Below are 19467 nucleotides of genomic sequence, written 5' to 3'. Positions count from 1 at the left end.
TTGTGGCACGGTTTGTCGATACGCGCCCGGCTCCATGCAACACCATGGCGGCGGGCTGGATACGGCAGCTTGGTATAAGGTTCGGAATGCTTCGGCCGGTCGCACAGCGCAAACGCCGGTGCACGGCGGCACATGGCGGATTTGCGGCTGGGGTGCGGCAGAAAGCGGAACCTGTGGATTCTACTCGCAGGGGGCGAAGTTATCCACAGGTTCATTCAAAAATTGTGCTTGACAAACAGGATATTATCCAATTAAATCTCCGGTTTGACCCAAACTCTGGCAGACCGAAATGAAACGCACCTATCAGCCTTCCGTCGTCCGTCGCAAGCGCACCCACGGTTTCCTGGTTCGCATGAAGACCCGTGGCGGTCGCGCCGTGATCCGCGCCCGTCGCGCGAAGGGCCGTCACCGTCTCGCCGTCTGAGGTGAGCAGCCCGTCGGGCGTTGACGAGCGATTCCTCAGCGCCTACAGATTATGCAAAACGGATGAGTTTTCATCCGTTTTTGCTTTTCGGCGGGCTCTCAAGGGGCGGTTCTTCATGATCCACTACCGCCCCAACGAGCTCGCAACGGCCCGCCTCGGCGTGGTGGTGGCGAAGAAGCTCGCCAAGCACGCCAACGTGCGCAATCTCCTGAAACGCATCGTGCGCGAACACTTCCGCAAGATCCGCGCTTCGCTTCCGCCCCAGGACCTGATCGTGCGACTGCACGCCCCGGTGCGCGGCGCGACGCGTGCGGCGATCAACGAAGATGTCGCACAGCTGTTCGGGCGCGTGCAGCGATCATGAAAATCCTGCTCCTCGGCCTGCTGCGCGTCTATCGCTACGTCGTCAGCCCGATGCTGGGGCGCAATTGCCGTTTTTACCCGAGCTGCTCCGTGTATGCCGTCGAGGCCGTCGAGCGTCATGGCGCGCTGCGGGGCGGCTGGCTCGCGGTCAAGCGGGTGGGTCGTTGCCACCCATTCCATCCCGGCGGGTATGATCCCGTTCCCTGAACCTACAGAGCGTACAAGAATCCGATGGATCAGCGTCGTCTCATACTCTTCCTCGTCCTCTCCTTCTCGATCCTGATGCTGTGGGAAGGCTGGCAGAAGCAACACCAGCCCGTGCCCGCACCGACGGCCAACGTGCCCCAGGCCACCAGCTCCGCCGACGGCGCCGTGCCGACGCCGAGCTCGAGCGCCGCGGCGGTGCCGCCGACGGCCGATGCCCGCAGCGTGGTGTCGGACGCGCCGCGCGTGACCGTGCGCACCGACATGCTCGTCGCCGAAGTGTCGGCCGAGGGCGGCAGCATCGTTCATCTCGAACTCACCAAGCACAAGTCGCGCGACGATGTGACGCATAACTTCGTGCTGTTCGACGACGGAGCCGAGCATATCTATACCGCGCAGTCCGGCCTGATCGGCGACGGCCTGCCGACGCACCGCACGACCTTCGCGCTGCCTGCCGGCGAGCAGGTGCTCAAGGATGGCCAGGACACGCTCACCGTGCGCCTCGAGGCGCCCGAGCAGAACGGCGTCAAGGTTGCGAAGCTGCTGACCTTCCACCGCGGCAGCTACGTCGTCGACGTCGCGTGGGAAATCAACAACGCCGGCTCCGCGAACATCGCGCCGCATGCGTACTACCAGTTCACGCGTGACGGCAAGCCGTCCGAGCCCGCACAGCGCTTCGGCGTGAATGCCTTCACCGGCCCGGCCTTCTATACGGAAGCCGAGAAGTACCAGAAGGTGAAGTTCGACGAGATCGAAAACGGCAAGGCGAAGTTCGCGAAGAAGGCGAGCGACGGCTGGATGGCGCTGGTGCAGCACTACTTCGTCGGCGCCTGGCTGCCGCAGGGCAATGTCGAGCGCGAGTTCTTCGCGCGCAAGGTCGGCAATGACCTGTACTCGTCGGGCGTGATCCTGCCGATCGAGACGATCGCGCCGGGCCAGTCGGGCAAGGTCTCGGCCGAGCTGTATGCCGGGCCGCAGGAGCAGAAGAACCTGTCGTCGATCACGAAGGGCCTCGACCTCGTCGTCGACTACGGCTGGCTGACGGTGATCGCGGCACCGCTGTTCTGGGTGCTGTCGTGGGTGCACAGCGTCGTCGGCAACTGGGGCTGGTCGATCATCCTCGTGACGGTCGCGATCAAGGCGCTGTTCTTCCCGCTGTCGGCCGCGAGCTACAAATCGATGGCCAAGATGCGCGTGCTCGGCCCGCGCATGCAGCGCCTGAAGGAGCTCTACGGTGACGACAAGGTCAAGCTGCAGCAGGAAATGATGGAGATGTACAAGCGGGAGAAGATCAACCCGCTGGGCGGCTGCCTGCCGATCCTGGTGCAGATCCCGGTGTTCATCTCGCTGTACTGGGTGCTGCTGGGCAGCGTGGAGATGCGCCACGCGCCGTGGCTCGGCTGGATCCAGGATCTGTCCGCGCAGGATCCGTATTACATCCTGCCGGTGCTGATGGGCATCTCGATGTTCGTGCAGACCAAGCTCAACCCGACGCCGCCGGATCCGATCCAGGCCAAGGTGATGCTGATCATGCCGCTGGTGTTCAGCGTGATGTTCCTGTGGTTCCCGTCCGGGCTGGTGCTGTACTGGGTCGTCAACAACGTGCTGTCGATTGCCCAGCAGTGGAAGATTACGAGGATGATCGAAGGTGGAAAGACCGGCGCCAAGCCTGCCTGACGTGATCGCCGCCGTCGCGACCGCTCCCGGTCGCGGCGGTGTCGGCGTGATCCGCATTTCCGGTCCGGGCCTGCTGCCGATGGCGCAGGCGCTGACCGGAAAGAATCCCGAACCCCGCAATGCGGGGTTCGTGCGTTTTGCCGACAGCAAAGGCGCGACGATCGACGAGGGGATTCTGCTGTTCTTCCCTGCGCCGCGCTCCTTCACCGGCGAGGACGTGCTCGAATTGCAGGGCCACGGCGGCCCGGTCGTGATGCAGATGCTGCTCGCGCGCTGCGTCGAGCTCGGCGCGCGCCTCGCGGAGCCGGGCGAGTTTTCGCGCCGCGCCTTCCTCAACGGCAAGATGGACCTCGCGCAGGCGGAAGCCGTCGCGGACCTGATCGAGGCCTCGACGGCCGCCGCGGCGCGCTCGGCGGTGCGGTCCCTGTCGGGGGCGTTCTCGGATGAAACCCATCGCATCACCGATGCGCTGATCGACCTGCGCATGCTGGTCGAGGCGACGCTCGATTTCCCCGAGGAGGAAGTCGAATTCCTCCAGAAGGGGCGGGCGCTGGAGCGGCTCGCGGGCATCCGCGGGCGGCTCCTTGACGTGCTCGACCGCGCGCGCCAGGGCGCCCTGCTGCGCACGGGCATGAACGTCGTGCTGGTGGGTCAGCCGAACGTCGGCAAGTCCAGCCTGCTGAACTGTCTCGCCGGCGAGGAGCGGGCGATCGTCACCGAGATCGCGGGGACGACGCGCGACGCCCTGCGCGAGACGATCGCAATCGAGGGGATCCCGATCCACATCATCGATACCGCCGGCCTGCGCGAGACCGCCGATCCGGTCGAGAAGATCGGGGTCGAGCGGACCTGGCGCGAGATCGAACGCGCCGACGTGATCCTGCGCCTGGTCGACGCGCGCAGCGGGCTGGAGGCCGAGGACGCGACGATCGACGCGGCGCTGCCGACGGGCGTCGAGCGTATCACCGTCTTCAACAAGATCGACCTCAGCGGACAGGCGCCGGAACGCCGCGACGGCGGGGGCGGGATTGCGCTCCACCTGTCCGCGAAGGCCGGGCAGGGGATCGACCTGCTGCGCAGCGAGCTGCTGCGCGTGGCCGGTTGGCATGCGCATGGGGAAGACGTCGTGCTCGCGCGCGAACGTCACCTCGTCGCGTTGCGGCGCGCGCTCGAACACGTCGAGATTGCCGGCGAGCAGAGCGGTGCGCTCGAGCTCTTCGCTGAAGAACTCCGTCAGGCGCAGGAATGCCTCGGCGAGATCACTGGCGAATTCAGCTCCGACGATCTGCTGGGCGTCATTTTTTCGCGCTTCTGCATCGGCAAGTGAGGCGGGCGTCGCAAGGGCGCCCGTCAGCCAGTTTCCCCAATGATGGGTGTGAATTACGTCGCACTCGCGCCTGCCTCCCGGCTTGCATCTCGCTTCAAATGATGACAAATTGATAGCCGGTTTGCATTAATTGGGAGTCCCCAGGACGGTAGTGGGAATGGCTCATCGCGGCCCTCACACGACTTGAGGCATTAGGGAAAGGGTGATGTTTTCGGGATACAAGCCGGCTTGGTTGTACGAGTCCCTTCCGCATCTCTATCTGGTCGGCGGGGTACTGACCGTGCTGTTGCTGAGGAATGTGATCGCGCAGCTGAGCGGGGCCCTGCTGGTGTCGGCTGGAGTCGTCGTGTGGCGGATGCGATGGCGTTTTAGGCGAGCGATGGCGGCGGAGGCGGCGCGGGAGACTGGGGGGGGCAGTAGTCGCGGTCGGCCCGAGGAAGGGCTCTCTCAACTGGTCTGGCGAGCGACATTCGAGGTGGGTCATCCAATAGTGGACGATCAGCACCGAGAGTTGTTTGCTCGGTGCAACCAGGTGATTGATGACATCCAGAGCGATAGGCCGCGCGACGATATTGAGTTGGGTCTATACGAGTTGTTGTGGGCGTTCGAGGCGCATTGCGAAGCGGAGCACAAGCTCTTGGAACGCGCCGGACATCCGCTATCGGATGACGAGGTCGAGGCGTACGAAGGGATGTTGTCGGAGGCGAAACGGTGGCGCGAGCGTTATCACGACGGCGCGCTGACGATGGTGAAGCTGGTTCGCTTCATCGCGTACGAGGTCCTGCTGGAACATATCGTCGGTTGCGAAGGATTCCCCGGTACGCCCCAGGGGGACAGACGCTCGCATCCGTTTAACCGGTGCTCGTGCGCGGGCTCGTAGCGGAGCCGAAGGAGGATCACATCGCGGGTATCATTGCGATCCCGCGACCGTTGTTCCACGTGAAACAGAACCGAGATGCCCGAATTCGACTCCGTCTTGCTCCTCCTTGGAATTGCGTCTTTCTTCGCGGGGTTGGTCGATGCGGTGGTTGGAGGAGGGGGCCTAATCCAGATCCCGGCCCTGTTCGCAGCGTTCCCCCAGACGCTGCCCGCTACCCTGTTCGGCACCAATAAGTTGGCGAGCGTGGTCGGGACGAGCAGCGCTGCGATGCAATACGCGCGCCGTGTCGCCGTGCCGTGGCACGTTGCCTTACCGGGGGCGATCGCGGCACTGGTCGGAAGCTGGTGCGGTGCACGCGCCGTCGCCTATCTTCCGCCGACGCTGCTGAAGCCGGTCATCCTCGTGCTCTTGATCTTGGTCGCCGCCTACACTTTTGCGCGCAAGGATTTCGGCGTCTCGGCTCAGGAACACCCGGACGGGCGCCGTGCGCGAATCATTGCGACGGCGATCGGCTTGGGCATCGGTTTTTACGACGGCTTCTTCGGTCCCGGCACCGGCAGCTTCCTGATCTTCCTCTTCGTGCGGGTGCTGGGAATGGACTTCCTGCGCGCCTCCGTGACGGCGAAGATCCTGAACGTCGCGACAAATATCGCGGCAATTGCATTCTTTGCGCTGAACGTGCCGATCCTATGGTCTGCCGCAGCGGTCATGGCGACCTGCAATCTGTCGGGCGCGATCACGGGTTCCCGCCTCGCGCTGCGTCATGGCGTGGGCTTCGTGCGCAAGATGTTTTTGTTCGTCGTTTGCGTGTTGATTGCGAAGATGGGCTGGGATCTCATGGCGCACTAACGCGAGACATGTTTCACGTGGAACATCGCGTTGTCCGCTCGGCCTCCGCCAACGCCGAAAACCGCCGGCCGTGCCGATTGTCACATCCACAGCGAAACCGAGGAGCGTCGAGATGAAGGATCCTTTCCTTTACGAAGCCCTGAACGACGACGTCCGGTTCGGCCTGCGCGGCGGGCGCCTTCTCGAAGCGGGGGAGACTGCCCATCAGCGTTACGAGGTTTGGGATACGCCGCAACTCGGCAAGCTCTTCTGCCTGGACGGAAGCTTCATGACTTCCGAACGCGACGAGTTTTTCTACCACGAGAACCTGATCCACGTTGCCGGCTCGGCGCATGCGGGGCTGCGCAGCGCGTTAATCATCGGCGGCGGAGACGGCGGCTCGGCGGAGGAGATCCTGAAATATCCGGATGTCGAGCGCGCCGTGATCGTCGAACTCGAAGCCAAGGTCGTAGAGATCGCGAGGGCGCACCTGCAGGCGGTGCACCGCGGCGCGCTCGACGATCCGCGGCTCGAACTTCGGATCGGCGATGGCCTGCGCTACGTGGCGGAGCGGGCGGTGAATCCGACGGAGCGCTTCGACCTGATCGTGCTGGATCTAACCGACCCGGTCGGCCCGGCGGAGGCGCTCTATACGGAGAGCTTCTTCGCTGCCTGCAAGGCGCTGCTGAACGAGGGCGGCGCGCTGACGCTGCATCTCGGTTCGCCGATCTTCCAGCGCGACCGCGTACGTGATCTCGTGGCGCGCCTGAGAACGATCTATCGGCACGTATCGCCCTATTTCCTGTACATCCCGCTCTATGGATCGCTCTGGGGTCTTGGGGTGGCCTCCGACACGCTCGATCCGACTACGCTGAATGCGGAAGATGTGGATCAAGGTCTTGCAGCACGCGGCATCGGGGCTCTGCAGTATTACAATGGCGAGGTGCATCGCGCGCAGTTCGCATTACCGAATTTCCTGCGCGACATGTTCCGCTGAGTCCTGCAAGGGGCTCGGTCCACCCACTCTGAACGGATCGTTTTCTTGGCCCCAAGACCTTCTTCCTACCCGGCAAAGCCGCTAGTGCTTCCGATCGATAGCCTGGCCTACAGCCTCGCCCATGCAGCGGAGCTGGTCGCCGCCGTGCTCGAAGGCGCCAACCTGACCGACGCCTGGGAGGGGGCCTTGAACGCCAATCCGCGCTGGCCGGACGCGACTCGCGGGGCGGTGCGTGATCTGGTGTGGAGTTGTCTGCGCGCGTACGGGCGTGGCGACGCGGTGCTGCGAGGCCTGCTGCACAAGCCCTTGCCGACCGAACTGCACGCGCTGTTGCTCGTGGCCTTGAACCGGCTGGAGAGCCATCCGCAGCAGGCCCATACCGTCGTCGATCAGGCGGTCGATGCTGCAGCGTCGCTGATCCCTGCCTTGAAGGGGGTGATCAATGGCGTGCTGCGCAATTGCCTGCGCAATCGCGACGCACTTGCGGCGACGGTCGAGAGCGATCTCGCCGCGCGTTACCGGCATCCCGCGTGGTGGATCAAGCGTCTGCAGCACTCCTTTCCGGATCACTGGGAAGCCGCCTTGGCGGGGGGCAACATGCATCCGCCGATGGCGCTGCGCGTCAATCGCCAGCGTGCCGACATCCCGGGCACGGTCGCGGCGCTTCGCGCAGCGGGACTGTCGGTGCGCGAGCTGGATAACGGCGCGCTGGTGCTGGACACGCCCGTTGCGGTGACGGCTTTGCCGGGCTTCGCCGAGGGCAGGTTGTCGGTGCAGGATGCGGGCGCACAGTGGGCGGCACGCTGGCTCGGACTCGAAACCGGACAGCGCGTGCTCGACGCCTGCGCAGCGCCGGGCGGCAAGTCCGCGCATATCCTGGAGATGGCGCCTGTCGATCTAGTGGCGCTGGAGCTCGACCCGGTCCGCACACAGCGCATCCGCGACAACCTCGCGCGCCTCGGCCTCGCGGCGACGGTGCGCACCGCCGATTGCCGCAACGTTGCGGCCTGGTGGGGCGGGCGGCCGTTCGACCGCATTCTCGCGGACGTGCCATGTTCGGCTTCCGGTGTGGCGCGGCGCCATCCTGACATCAAGTGGCTGCGCCGCCCGGAGGATATTCGCCGTTTCGCCGCGCAGCAGGCCGAGATCCTCGACGCGCTGTGGCCGACGCTCGCGCCCGGCGGCCGGATGCTCTACGTCACCTGCTCCGTCTTCGACGACGAAAACGCACGCCAGATCGCCGCCTTCTGCGCCCGCCACAACGATGCCCGCCGGATCGATATCGACGGGCAGCCCGACCGCCAATTCCTCCCCGACGCCGATCATGACGGCTTCTACTACGCGCTTGTCGAAAAAACTGCTTGATCGCCTGCGCACCGTCGCCACTGCGGCCTTGCTCTGTCTGTGGCTGCCACTCGCCGCGATCGCCGCGGAGGGCCGCATCGGCTACGCGGAAATCGTTTCGGGCGAGGAGGGTTATGTCGTCAACGCCGACATCGATGTGGAGCTCAACCCGCGACTCGTTGATGCCGTGTCGCGCGGTGTGTCCCTGTATTTCTCGGCGCAATTTATCGTCGAACGCGAACGCTGGTACTGGCTGAACGAGATCGTCGCCGACCGCACGCTCAATTTCCGCGTGTCGTACAACGCGATCACGCGCAGCTATCGACTCTCGGTCGGCAGTCTGCACCAGAGCTTCGAGACCCTGGACGAGGCCGTCCGCACGATGCTGCGCATCCGTAACTGGCAGATTGCGCCCATCACGGCGCTACAGGCTGGCACCTCTTACAACGTTGCGCTGCGCTTCCAGCTCGATACCAGCCTGCTGCCGAAGCCCTTCCAGGTGACCGCGATCGGCAGCCGTGACTGGAATCTGAGCACCGACTGGACACGCTGGACCTTCCTTGCGGGGGCGCCGCGATGAAGCGTGCGCTGCTGCTCGTCGTCGCGGCGATCGCGGCGATTTCGCTGTTCCTGCTGGCGTCGGCGAGCGCCAACACGGATCTCTTCGCCGCTAGCTACCCTTATCTGCTCGCCTTCAACGGCGCGATCGTCGTCGCCCTGCTCGGCCTCGTCGCGTACCAGCTCTCCGGTCTGTGGCGCGAGTATCGGGCGCGCCAGTTCGGCTCGCGGCTGAAGTACCGCCTCTTGCTGATGTTCGCACTGATAGCCTTGGTGCCGGGCGTGTTGATCTATGGCGTTTCGCTGCAATTCGTCGTGCGCAGCATCGACTCGTGGTTCGATGTGCGCGTCGATTCGGCGCTCGAAGGCGGTATCGCCTTGGGCCAGAACGCGCTCGAATATCTCGTCGGCCAGGTCAGCGACAAGGCGCGCGACATGGCGCTGGACCTGGAGATGGTCGACCCGGTGCCCCCGACGCTGCTGAACCGCAAGCGCGAGCAGGTCGGGGTGGGTTCGGCTACCGTGATCGGGCCTAACGGCCAGGTTCTTGTGACGGCGTCTGATGCGCTCGACAGCTTCATGCCCGAGGTTCCGGGCCCGGCGCAGCTGCGCGAAGCGCGCCAAACCCAGCGCTACCACTCCGTCGATACCCATCCGGGGGAGGGGATGATGATCCGTGTGGTCGTGCCGATCCCGTCTCGGCTGCTGAGCACCGAAACGCGCTACCTGCAGCTCACGCAGCGCGTGCCGGAAAGCTTCACGCGCAATGCCGAGGCGGTGCAGGAGGCCTACCGCGAGTACCAGCAGCTCACGCTCGGACGCGCCGGCCTCACGCGCATCTACACGCTGACACTCACGCTCACGCTGCTCCTTGCGCTGCTCGCGGCGGTCGCCGTCGCCTTCGTGCTGTCGCGCCGGCTCGCCGCGCCCTTGCTGATCCTCGCCGAAGGGACGCAGGCGGTCGCGCAGGGCGACTTCAGCCCGCGCCAGGCCCTGCCCGCGCGCGACGAGCTCGGCGTGCTGACGCAATCCTTCAACCGCATGACGCGTCAGCTCGTCGAGGCGCGCGATCTCGCGGAGCGCAACCGCGGCGCCGTGGAGGCGGCCCGGGCCTACCTGGAAAGCGTGCTGGCGAACCTGTCGACGGGCGTGCTCGCGTTCGCCGCCGACGGCAAGCTGCGTGCCGCGAACGCCGGCGCGATGCAGATCCTGCACGACGAGCTCGAAGGTTTCGAGGACATCGCGCTGGCAGCGTGGCCGCGTCATCATGCCTTCCGCGACGCTCTGGTGAAGGGCTTCGCCGAGAACGAGGGCGACTGGCACGAGCAATTCGAGCTGAAGCTCGAGGACCGTCCGCCGCAGACCCTGCTGATCCACGGCGCGCGTTTGCCGCAGGCCTCGGGCGGCGGTCTGGTGGTGGTGTTCGATGACCTGTCCAACCTGATCACCGCGCAACGCGCCGCGGCCTGGGCTGAAGTCGCTCGCCGGCTCGCGCACGAGATCAAGAATCCGCTGACGCCGATCCAGCTGTCGGCCGAGCGGCTGGCGTACAAGCTCGCCGATCGGCTGGACCCGGAAGGGCAGGAGATCCTCGAGCGGGCGACGCGCACGATCGTGAACCAGGTCGAGTCGATGAAGAATCTGGTGAATGATTTCCGCGATTACGCCAAACTGCCGAGTCCGGTGATCGGCCGCCTCGATCTGAATGCGCTGATCACCGAAGTGCTGAACCTGTATGAAAGCTCGCCGGTGATGATCCGGGCCGAGCTCGCGCGCAGCCTGCCGCTCGTGGCCGGCGACGCGAGCCAGCTGCGGCAGGTGATCCACAACCTGCTGCAGAATGCCGAGGATGCGCTCACCGGGCGGGAGGACGGCGAGGTCACGCTGGTGACCCGCCTCGAAGGGGATCGGGCGATGCTCGTGCTGCGCGACAACGGACCGGGCTTCCCGGCCGAGATCCAGGCACGGGCCTTCGAACCCTATTTCACGACCAAGAGTCGCGGTACGGGCCTGGGTCTGGCGATGGTCAAGAAGATCGTCGATGAACACGGCGGCGAGGTTCGCCTGCTGAACAGTGAATCCGGCGGCGCCGAAGTCCGCATTCGCCTGCGGCTGGCGGGCGCCGACCAGTGAAAGCGACACATGGCAAACATACTCATCGTTGACGACGAAGTCGGTATCCGGGAACTCCTGTCGGAGATCCTGAGGGACGAAGGGCACGACGTGCTGCTCGCGGAAAACGCGGCAGCCGCCCGGGCAATGCGCAACGCGCGCCGGCCCGATCTGGTGCTGCTCGACATCTGGATGCCGGACACCGACGGCATCACCTTGCTGAAGGAGTGGTCGGCGAACGGCCAGCTCAATATGCCGGTGGTGATGATGTCCGGACACGGCACGATCGATACCGCCGTCGAAGCGACGCGCATCGGTGCGATCGACTACCTCGAAAAGCCGATCGGGCTGCAGAAGCTCCTCGCGGCCGTCAAACGCGGCCTGCAGCGCCCCGCGGTGCAGGGGGTGCCGGCACCCCTGACCCTCGCCGCGTTTTCGCGCTCGGCGCCGCTACGCGAGCTGCAGCGCCTGGTGCAACAGATGGTCGCGACTTCGCGCGTGCTGCTGCTGCGTGTCGGGGCGGGCAGTCTCGCGGAACTCGCGGCACGCAGCTTCCAGGCGAAGGGGACCTCGTGGCTCGATCTGTCCACGGTGTCCGTGCCGCTGGACGTGAACCAGCTGCAGACCTGCCAGGCCGGTGTGCTCTTCGCGCCGGAGCTGTCGCGGCTGTCGCGCACGCAACAGAAGAATCTTGCCTTCGCGCTGGAGCGCCTGGAGCGCTATGACCTGCGGCTCGTCGTCGCGACCGATCACACGCTGGAAGCACTGGTCCGCGAAGGCTGGGACGAGGGGCTGCTGCTGCGTCTGTTCGAGGTGAGCCTGGCGCCGCCGTCGATTTCGGACGTGCGCGACGACCTGCCCGAGATCGCCTCGCAGCTCCTGCTGCATCTGGTCGAGGCGGGCGAGGTGCCGCGACGCCGTTTCGCGAGCGCGGCGCTCAATGCCTTGCGCGCGCATCCGTGGCCCGGAGGCTATGCCGAGCTGCGCGCGGCAGTGAAGTCGCTCGCGCTCGGCACGCTCGAAGAGGAGATCGATGCGACCGACGTGCGCAAGCTGCTGATCCCGCCCAGCGAAGGGGCAGTCGCGGTGTCGCTCGACCAGCCGCTACGCGAGGCGCGCGAGGCCTTCGAACGCCTCTATTTCGAGCACCACCTGCGCCTCGAAGGCAGCAACATGACGCGACTGGCCGAGAAGAGCGGCCTGGAGCGCACCCATCTGTACCGCAAGCTCAAGCAACTGGGTCTGCAGGCCGGACGTCGTTCCGAGGAGGCTTGAGCTAGCCGTCTTGTAGCAGTTTTCGCTCCCGGCGGCACCGATGCACATGCATGGTGCATGCTGGGCCGCCGATGCTTCACGACGGGGCGGAAGCTATGTCGGAAGTGTTTCAGGCTTCCCCTTCGCGAAGCCTTAATCATTGAAAATAAAAAGATTTAATAGTCTGGCACAGCCCTTGCGATAGAACATGGCCAACGCCTTTGCGTTGCACCAATTTCCGACAAGGGGGCCAGTCGATGAACCGTCGCAGTTTCGTTCAAGCACTCGCACTTTCCGCTTCAATCGCCGCGATCGGCATGCCTTTCGGCGCCCACGCCGCGGACACGATCAAGGTCGGCATCCTGCATTCGCTGTCGGGCACGATGGCGATCTCCGAGACGGCGCTGAAGAACGTTGCGCTGATGACCATCGAGGAGATCAACGCCAAGGGCGGCGTGATGGGCAAGAAGCTCGAGCCGGTGGTCGTCGACCCCGCATCGAACTGGCCGCTCTTCGCCGAGAAGGCGCGGCAGCTGATCAGCCAGGACAAGGTCGCGGCGGTGTTCGGCTGCTGGACCTCGGTGTCGCGCAAGTCGGTGAATCCGGTGTTCAAGGAACTGAACGGCCTCCTGTTCTACCCGGTGCAATACGAGGGCGAGGAGCTCGAGAAGAACGTCTTCTACACCGGCGCGGCGCCCAACCAGCAGGCGATCCCGGCCGTCGAATACCTGATGAGCCCCGAAGGCGGCGGGGCGAAGCGCTTCGTGCTGCTCGGCACCGACTACGTCTATCCGCGCACGACGAACAAGATCCTGCGCGCCTTCCTGAAGAGCAAGGGCGTGAGCGATGCCGACATCATGGAGGATTACACCCCCTTCGGTCATTCGGACTACCAGACGATCATCGCGAAGATCAAGAAGTTCGCCGCCGAGGGCAAGAAGACCGCGGTGATCTCGACGATCAACGGCGACTCGAACGTGCCCTTCTACAAGGAACTCGGCAACGCGGGCCTGAAGGCGACCGACGTGCCGGTGGTGGCCTTCTCGGTCGGCGAGGAAGAGCTGCGCGGCGTCGATACGAAGCCGCTGGTCGGCCACCTCGCGGCGTGGAACTACTTCATGTCGGTGAAGAACCCCGAGAACGACGCCTTCGCGAAGAAGTACAAGGACTGGGCGAAGAAGAACGGCGTGCCCAACGCGGACTCGGTCGTGACCAACGATCCGATGGAGGCGACCTATGTCGGCATCTACATGTGGAAGCAGGCCGTCGAGAAGGCCAAGTCGACCGATACCGACAAGGTCATCGCCGCGCTCGGCGGGCAGACCTTCAAGGCACCGTCGGGCTTCACGCTGACGATGGACAAGACCAACCACCACCTGCACAAGCCGGTGTACATCGGCGAAGTGCGCGCCGACGGACAGTTCGACGTAGTGTGGAAGACCAAGGAACCGATTCGTGCCCAACCGTGGAGTCCGTTCATCGCGGGCAACGAGGGCAAGCAGAAGCTTTGAGAGACAAAAAAGGACGAGGGGATGGAGGAGACATTCCGGGTCAGCGGCTGGCATGACCCGGGGCGGATCGACCGATCCGCTTGCAGCACTGCGAGCCATCACTCCTCGTGTCATCTTGGGGCCGGCTTCGGTCGGCCCCGCTTTTTTCGAATTCAGGCGCCCGGCTAGCGCGGGGCGCCACGCGGCGGACGGGCCATGGTGCGACGGTTATCCGGACGACTGATCTGTGGTGTCGCGATGCTGCTGGCGATGCTTGCCGGGCCGGCTTGGGCCGCATTGGACGAGACCGCGCTGGCGGGCCTTGCCGGGGATTTCCAGCACCGGATCGACACCATCGAGGCGCTCGGCGTGGCCGGGGGGGACGATGCACGGCGCGTGCTCGATGCACTCGAAGGCGGTGCGCTCGGCATCGCCGGCGGGCGGGTCGTGGTCGTGCAAGGCGAGGCCGTCACCGCCGCCGCGAACGGCGAGAAGCTCGATACCGCGCCCGCATCCGTCGATCTGATCACCGTGAACAACCGCGTGCGCCGGGCGCTGGCGACCGCCCGCGCCGCGGCGACGCTCACGTCGGGCGAGCGCGGCGACCGGCTCGCCGCGGCCCGCACGCTCGCGGACAACGCCGACGAATCGCTGCTGCCGGTCTTCGAACGCTCGCTCGCGAATGAATCCGACGACGAGATCCGCGGCATCGTCGGGCGTGCCGCCGCGCGCGTGAATCTCGCGTCCAGCGACGCGGCGAAACGCCTGAAGGCCGCCGAGGCGCTCGGCGAATCGTCCGACCCGGCAGTGAAGAACCTGCTCGCCGGCCTGCTGGAAAAGCGCGACGGTGAGTGGGTCGAACCGAGCTCGGAAGTACGCGCCGCGGCCGACATGGCGATCCACGCGATCGACCGCCGCATCGCCGTCGCCGAGGGCATCGGCACGCTGTTCTCGGGCCTGTCGCTGGGCTCCATCCTGCTCCTTGCGGCGCTCGGCCTCGCGATCACCTACGGCGTGATGGGCGTGATCAACATGGCGCACGGCGAGCTGCTGATGGTCGGCGCCTACGCGACCTTCGTCGTGCAGGGCTTCTTCCGCAGCCATCTGCCGGGCTACGTCGATTGGTACGTCGCCGCAGCAATCCCCGTCGCCTTCCTCGCGGCGGCCTCCGTCGGCGTCGTCATGGAGCGCCTCGTGCTCCGCCATCTCTACGGCCGCCCATTGGAAAGCCTGCTCGCGACCTGGGGCCTGTCGCTGGTGCTGATCCAGGCCGCGCGCGTGATCTTCGGCCCGCAAAACGTCGAACTGTCGAACCCGACGTGGATGTCCGGCGGCATCGAACTCGCCGCGGGCGTCGTGCTGCCGTGGAACCGCATCGTGATCGTCGGCTTCGCGGTGTTCGTGCTGATCCTGATCTGGCTGATGATGCAGAAGACGCGCCTCGGCATGTTCGTGCGCGCGGTGACGCAAAACCGCGCGATGGCCGGTTGCGTCGGTGTGCCCACCGCGCGCGTCGATACGCTCGCCTTCGCAATCGGCTCCGGCGTCGCCGGGCTCGGCGGACTCGCGCTGTCGCAGATCGCCAACGTCGGCCCCGCGATGGGCACGGGCTACATCGTCGACGCCTTCATGGTCGTCGTGCTCGGCGGCGTCGGCCAGCTCGCAGGCGCCGTGTGGGCGGCGCTGGGATTGGGCATCGTCGGGAAATTCCTGGAAGGCTGGGCCGGCGCGGTGATCGCGAAGATCCTGGTGCTGGTATTCATCATCGTCTTCATCCAGAAGCGCCCGCAGGGGATTTTTGCCCTGAAGGGCCGCTTCGCGGACAGCTGAGGCGCAAATGCGCACCCCCTTGACGCTAAGACTGCTGCAGAGCACTCCGCGAGCCGGCTGGATCGCGCTCGCCGTCTTCGCCGCGATCACTTGGATCGGCGTACCGGTCGCCCACGCCCTGCTGCCCGAATCCCACCCCCTGTACCTGTCCGCCTACACGGTGAGCCTCCTCGGCAAGATCCTCTGCTACATGGTCGTCGCCGTCGCGATGGACCTCATCTGGGGCTACGCCGGCATCCTGAGTCTGGGCCACGGCCTCTTCTTCGCGCTCGGAGGTTATGCCTTCGGAATGTACCTGATGCGCCAGATCGGTCACGACGGCAGCTACGGCGCCGACCTGCCGGACTTCATGGTCTTCCTCGACTGGAAGGAACTCCCCTGGTACTGGGCCGGCTCCGACTCCTTCCTGCGCGCGCTCCTCCTCGCGGTCGCCGCGCCAGCGCTGGTCGCCTTCGTCTTCGGCTGGTTCGCCTTCCGCTCGCGCATCAAGGGCGTGTACTTCTCGATCATCACGCAGGCCCTGACCTACGCCGCGATGCTGCTCTTCTTCCGCAACGAGACGGGCTTCGGCGGCAACAACGGCTTCACCGACTTCAAGCGCATCCTGGGCTACAGCATCACTTCGCCCGGGATGCGCGCGACGCTCTTCGCACTGTCCGCGGCGCTCCTCGTCGCGAGCATCCTGCTCGGGCGCTACCTTGTCACCTCACGCTTCGGCCGCGTGCTCGCCGCGATCCGCGATGCCGAGAGCCGCGTGATGTTCATCGGCTACAACCCGCTGCACTACAAACTCTTCATGTGGACGCTGTCGGCCGTGCTGTGCGGGCTCGCCGGGGCGCTCTACGTGCCCCAGGTGGGCATCATCAACCCGTCCGAGATGAGCCCCGCGAACTCGATCGAGATCGCGGTCTGGGTCGCCGTCGGCGGACGCGGCACGCTCGTCGGCGCAGTGCTCGGCGCGGGCATCGTGAACCTCGCGAAGAGCTGGTTCACGGTGTCCTTCCCGGAATACTGGCCCTTCTTCCTCGGCTTCCTGTTCATCGCGGTGACCCTGTACCTGCCGGACGGCGTTGTCGGATTGTGGCGCAAGCTGCGTGCAAAGAAGGACGCTCCGCCCGTCGCACCTGCCCCCGCGGATACGAAGCCGGCCGTGGAAATGCGCAAGGACACGAAATCCCCCGTGCCGCAGATCGAATCCGACAGTATCTCCGCGGCGAAAGGAGCGGGCGCATGAGCACCGTCACCGACCTCGATCGCGTCGAAATGGAAAGCGACGACCAGCGCGGCAACTGGAGCGGGAGCGCTCCAAGTGGGCGTGTCGCGTCGTCCGACGAGCTGGACCTGTCGCACAAGGTGATCCTCTACTTGGAGGACATCACGGTGAGCTTCGACGGGTTCCGTGCGCTGAACAACTTGAGCCTCGCGATCGACGCGGGTGAGCTGCGCTGCATCATCGGCCCGAACGGCGCCGGCAAGACGACGATGATGGACGTGATCACCGGTAAGACGCGCCCGGACTCGGGCGAGGTCTTCTTCGGCCAGACGATCGACCTCACGCGCCTGACCGAGCCGCAGATCGCCCATGCCGGCATCGGCCGCAAGTTCCAGAAGCCGACGATCTTCGAGCAGCACACGGCCTTCGAGAACCTGGAACTGGCGATGAAGGCGGACAAGCGTGTGCGCCGGACGCTGTTCGCGTCCCTGATCGACGACGAGCGCGACCGCATCGCCGAGGTGTTGTGCCAGATCCGCCTGGACAAGGAGGCCGATCGGCAGGCCGGATTGTTGTCGCACGGCCAGAAGCAGTGGCTGGAGATCGGCATGTTGCTGATGCAGGAGCCGAAGCTGTTGTTGCTGGACGAGCCGGTCGCGGGCATGACCGACGACGAGACGGAGCGGACGGCGGAGTTGTTCGTGAGTCTAGCCGGCAAGCATTCGCTGGTGGTCGTGGAGCACGACATGGCCTTCGTGGAGGCGCTGGGCGGCAAGGTGACGGTATTGTGCGAGGGATCGGTGCTGGCGGAAGGGGAGCTGGCCGAAGTGCAGGATGATCCGCGGGTGATCGAGGTGTATCTGGGAAGGTAAAAACAAAGAATGCAGCCGTCGACAACCAACACCGCCAAGCCGGACATAGGGGGTGTTCCCGGAGCGGGCGAGGACTGTCTGAGCCAGTGCCGCGGGAGCGGCACGAGGCGAGTTCCGCAGCCCGCGGAGGGAATTCCCCCTGTGGCCGGCAGTTAGCAGCACAAGCGGAATGCGCGGGATTTTTCCGGCGTGGATTGAGAGGTAATGTCCGAAGACCGTGGGAGTAATCGCCAGCTGCACGGGGCATTTGCTCCAGGGCTGCGGAACTCGCGGTGCGGCGCGCTTCCGCGCCTGCGCTCAGACAGTCCTCGCCCTTCCGCAAACGCCCCGTACATCTGGCTGGCGGCGGGGGTTTATCGGACGGTGTTTTTGAAGGCGGATCGAGATGCTGAAAGTCGACAACCTCAACCAGTACTATGGGGGCAGCCACATCCTGCGCGGGCTGTCGTTCGAAGTCCCGCTCGGCAAGGTCACGACGCTGCTTGGGCGTAACGGCGTCGGCAAGACCACGCTTCTGAAGACCTTGATGGGGCTGGTGCCGGCGGCGAGCGGCAGTGTTCGTTTCGGCGATGAGGACATCACCCGCGCACCGTCTCATTCCCGCGTCCGCGCCGGCATCGCCTATGTGCCACAGGGAAGGGAGATCTTCCCCAGGCTGACCGTCGAGGAAAATCTCCTGATGGGCCTCGCCACCCGCCCGCGCGGCACGCCACTGCCCGCCCGCATCTTCGACATGTTCCCCGTCCTCAAACAGATGCTCGGCCGCCGCGGCGGGGACCTCTCGGGCGGCCAACAACAGCAACTCGCCATCGGCCGCGCGCTCGCATTCGGCCCGAAACTGCTGATCCTCGACGAACCCACCGAGGGTATCCAACCCTCCATCATCAAGGACATCGAACGCGCCATCCGCAGCCTCGCCGAGACCGGCGAGATGGCGATCCTGCTCGTCGAGCAATATTACGACTTCGCGCGCTCGCTCGCCGACCAGTATCTCGTGATGGAACGCGGCGAGATCGTGATGCGCGGGGAAGGCGCGAGCATGGACGCGGACGGCGTGCGCGGGGCCTTGGCCGTGTGAGCCTGCCGACCTGCTGCTCGGTCAAATGCCCGTCAGCGTTGGGCCGTCGTAAAGGGCTGCGTAGCAGCGCCGGGAGTGCCCATGGCGGTGCGCTCGTATTCGGAGATCACCTGGGCGCCCAGCAACAGAAAGGTTGCCGCAATTTCCAGGCTGAGGAGGACCGCGATGGCGGTGGTCAGCGAACCGTACACGGTGCTGATCTGCGACAGCGTCGCGAAATACCAGACCAGCACGTGACGCGTGAGCTCCCACAGCAGCGCCGCCGTCACCGCACCGATGAGGGCGTGCCTCAGTGACAGGCGGCCCACGGGCATGACGAGGTAGATCGAGGCCAGCACGAAGACTTCGCCGGCAAAGCCGAGCAGATAGAGCAGCACGCCCGACACGCCGCTGAGCGACCAGACATGCCCGAGCAACTCCACCTGTTCCTGGCCGATGACCTGTAGGCCGCCTGCGACCAGCGTGATCAGCAACATTCCGACGCCGAGGCTCAATATATAGCCATACGGGAGCAGCGCGGAGACGAGGAAATGGCGCCGTTTGATCGCGACCCGGTGGTGAAAGATGACCGACATCGCGTTTTCGAGCACCGTGAAGGCCAGCGAGCTGAAGAACAACATCGTCGCCAGCAAGACCCAACCGATGACCTCGCGGTGCGCGAGGAAGTTCGACAGCTCCGCGACGATCGCATCGGACTGTCCCGGCAGCAGCCATTCAAGATAGTGGCCCAGGGTTTGCAGGAGTTCGCGCTGATCGACCATATGTGACAACGCGATCACGATCAGGATCAGCAGCGGGACCGTCGACAGCAGCGCGTAATACGCGACCGCACCCGCGAGCAACAATCCCTGATTGGCGCGAAACGCCGTCAGCGTCCGTACGACAAACGCGACGGGGTGCTGCAGGATGGCTTGGGTGGCGTGGCTGGGCGGCATCGATCGACGGAAGCCTGTAGCGGGACGTGCCTCAAGGGCAGCGTCAGACTACACCCATAAGCGGGCGAGATGGGGCGTCCA

General features: G+C 65.4%; 18 protein-coding genes. 17 read left to right on the top strand and 1 reads right to left on the bottom strand.

Going from position 1 to position 19467, the window contains the following annotated elements; all coding sequences use genetic code 11:
* The first annotated feature begins 289 nt into the window (after positions 1-289).
* The 17 genes from rpmH to urtE all read left to right on the top strand — a co-directional run bounded on the left by rpmH (position 290) and on the right by urtE (position 18451).
* On the top strand, positions 290-424 hold the full coding sequence (gene rpmH, locus AZKH_RS22855; RefSeq protein WP_002926183.1) for a 50S ribosomal protein L34: 135 nt from the start codon (positions 290-292) through the stop codon (positions 422-424).
* Position 425: 1 nt separating this feature from the next.
* The gene (rnpA, locus tag AZKH_RS22850) at positions 426-788 is read left to right on the top strand and encodes a ribonuclease P protein component (RefSeq protein ID WP_083903135.1); all 363 of its coding nucleotides are present in this window, start codon (positions 426-428) and stop codon (positions 786-788) included.
* Positions 785-994 carry a membrane protein insertion efficiency factor YidD gene (gene yidD, locus AZKH_RS22845; RefSeq protein ID WP_015438182.1) on the top strand — a complete coding sequence of 70 codons (210 nt, stop codon included), beginning with the start codon at positions 785-787 and terminating at the stop codon, positions 992-994. Before rnpA ends, yidD begins: the two co-directional genes overlap by 4 nt.
* A gap of 24 nt (positions 995-1018) precedes the next feature.
* Positions 1019-2668, top strand: coding sequence for a membrane protein insertase YidC (yidC, locus tag AZKH_RS22840; RefSeq protein ID WP_015438181.1), 1650 nt, complete (start codon positions 1019-1021; stop codon positions 2666-2668).
* Positions 2640-3995, top strand: coding sequence for a tRNA uridine-5-carboxymethylaminomethyl(34) synthesis GTPase MnmE (mnmE, locus tag AZKH_RS22835; RefSeq protein ID WP_015438180.1), 1356 nt, complete (start codon positions 2640-2642; stop codon positions 3993-3995). Before yidC ends, mnmE begins: the two co-directional genes overlap by 29 nt.
* Before the next feature lie 205 nt (positions 3996-4200).
* Positions 4201-4875: a bacteriohemerythrin gene (locus tag AZKH_RS22830; RefSeq protein ID WP_015438179.1), complete on the top strand. Its 675-nt coding sequence runs from the start codon at positions 4201-4203 to the stop codon at positions 4873-4875.
* A 75-nt stretch (positions 4876-4950) separates the two neighbouring features.
* Complete coding sequence (locus AZKH_RS22825) at positions 4951-5724, top strand: TSUP family transporter (protein ID WP_015438178.1); 774 nt, start codon at positions 4951-4953, stop codon at positions 5722-5724.
* 112 nt (positions 5725-5836) lie between these two features.
* Positions 5837-6700 carry a polyamine aminopropyltransferase gene (gene speE, locus AZKH_RS22820; protein WP_015438177.1) on the top strand — a complete coding sequence of 288 codons (864 nt, stop codon included), beginning with the start codon at positions 5837-5839 and terminating at the stop codon, positions 6698-6700.
* 84 nt (positions 6701-6784) lie between these two features.
* Positions 6785-8065 carry a 16S rRNA (cytosine(967)-C(5))-methyltransferase RsmB gene (gene rsmB / locus AZKH_RS22815; RefSeq protein WP_015438176.1) on the top strand — a complete coding sequence of 427 codons (1281 nt, stop codon included), beginning with the start codon at positions 6785-6787 and terminating at the stop codon, positions 8063-8065.
* The gene (locus AZKH_RS22810; RefSeq protein WP_041656505.1) at positions 8025-8624 is read left to right on the top strand and encodes a DUF4390 domain-containing protein; all 600 of its coding nucleotides are present in this window, start codon (positions 8025-8027) and stop codon (positions 8622-8624) included. Before rsmB ends, AZKH_RS22810 begins: the two co-directional genes overlap by 41 nt.
* Positions 8621-10735, top strand: coding sequence for an ATP-binding protein (locus AZKH_RS22805; protein WP_015438174.1), 2115 nt, complete (start codon positions 8621-8623; stop codon positions 10733-10735). Before AZKH_RS22810 ends, AZKH_RS22805 begins: the two co-directional genes overlap by 4 nt.
* 9 nt (positions 10736-10744) lie before the next feature.
* A complete protein-coding gene (locus AZKH_RS22800) occupies positions 10745-11989 on the top strand; it encodes a sigma-54 dependent transcriptional regulator (protein ID WP_015438173.1) in 1245 nt (414 codons plus the stop codon).
* A 236-nt stretch (positions 11990-12225) separates the two neighbouring features.
* Entirely contained in the window at positions 12226-13479 is a 1254-nt protein-coding gene (gene urtA / locus AZKH_RS22795; RefSeq protein WP_015438172.1) for an urea ABC transporter substrate-binding protein, read from the top strand.
* Between the two features lie 195 nt (positions 13480-13674).
* Complete coding sequence (gene urtB / locus AZKH_RS22790; RefSeq protein WP_015438171.1) at positions 13675-15288, top strand: urea ABC transporter permease subunit UrtB; 1614 nt, start codon at positions 13675-13677, stop codon at positions 15286-15288.
* Between the two features lie 7 nt (positions 15289-15295).
* Positions 15296-16522: an urea ABC transporter permease subunit UrtC gene (gene urtC / locus AZKH_RS22785; RefSeq protein ID WP_015438170.1), complete on the top strand. Its 1227-nt coding sequence runs from the start codon at positions 15296-15298 to the stop codon at positions 16520-16522.
* Positions 16519-17373, top strand: a complete 855-nt coding sequence (urtD, locus tag AZKH_RS22780; RefSeq protein ID WP_015438169.1) for an urea ABC transporter ATP-binding protein UrtD — start codon at positions 16519-16521, stop codon at positions 17371-17373. The genes urtC and urtD overlap by 4 nt, the downstream gene beginning before the upstream one ends.
* A gap of 385 nt (positions 17374-17758) precedes the next feature.
* Positions 17759-18451 (top strand): urea ABC transporter ATP-binding subunit UrtE, encoded by a 693-nt coding sequence (gene urtE / locus AZKH_RS22775; RefSeq protein WP_015438168.1) that lies wholly within the window; start codon positions 17759-17761, stop codon positions 18449-18451.
* A 32-nt stretch (positions 18452-18483) separates the two neighbouring features.
* Here urtE and AZKH_RS22770 read toward each other — a convergent pair whose 3' ends face one another.
* Complete coding sequence (locus tag AZKH_RS22770) at positions 18484-19386, bottom strand: YihY/virulence factor BrkB family protein (protein WP_015438167.1); 903 nt, start codon at positions 19384-19386, stop codon at positions 18484-18486.
* Positions 19387-19467 lie beyond the last annotated feature (81 nt).

The organism is Azoarcus sp. KH32C (assembly GCF_000349945.1).
In the GTDB taxonomy this organism is placed as follows: Bacteria; Pseudomonadota; Gammaproteobacteria; order Burkholderiales; family Rhodocyclaceae; genus Aromatoleum.
The sequence above is the reverse complement of the archived record's forward strand: the minus strand, read 5'-3'. Positions and strand labels throughout refer to the sequence as shown.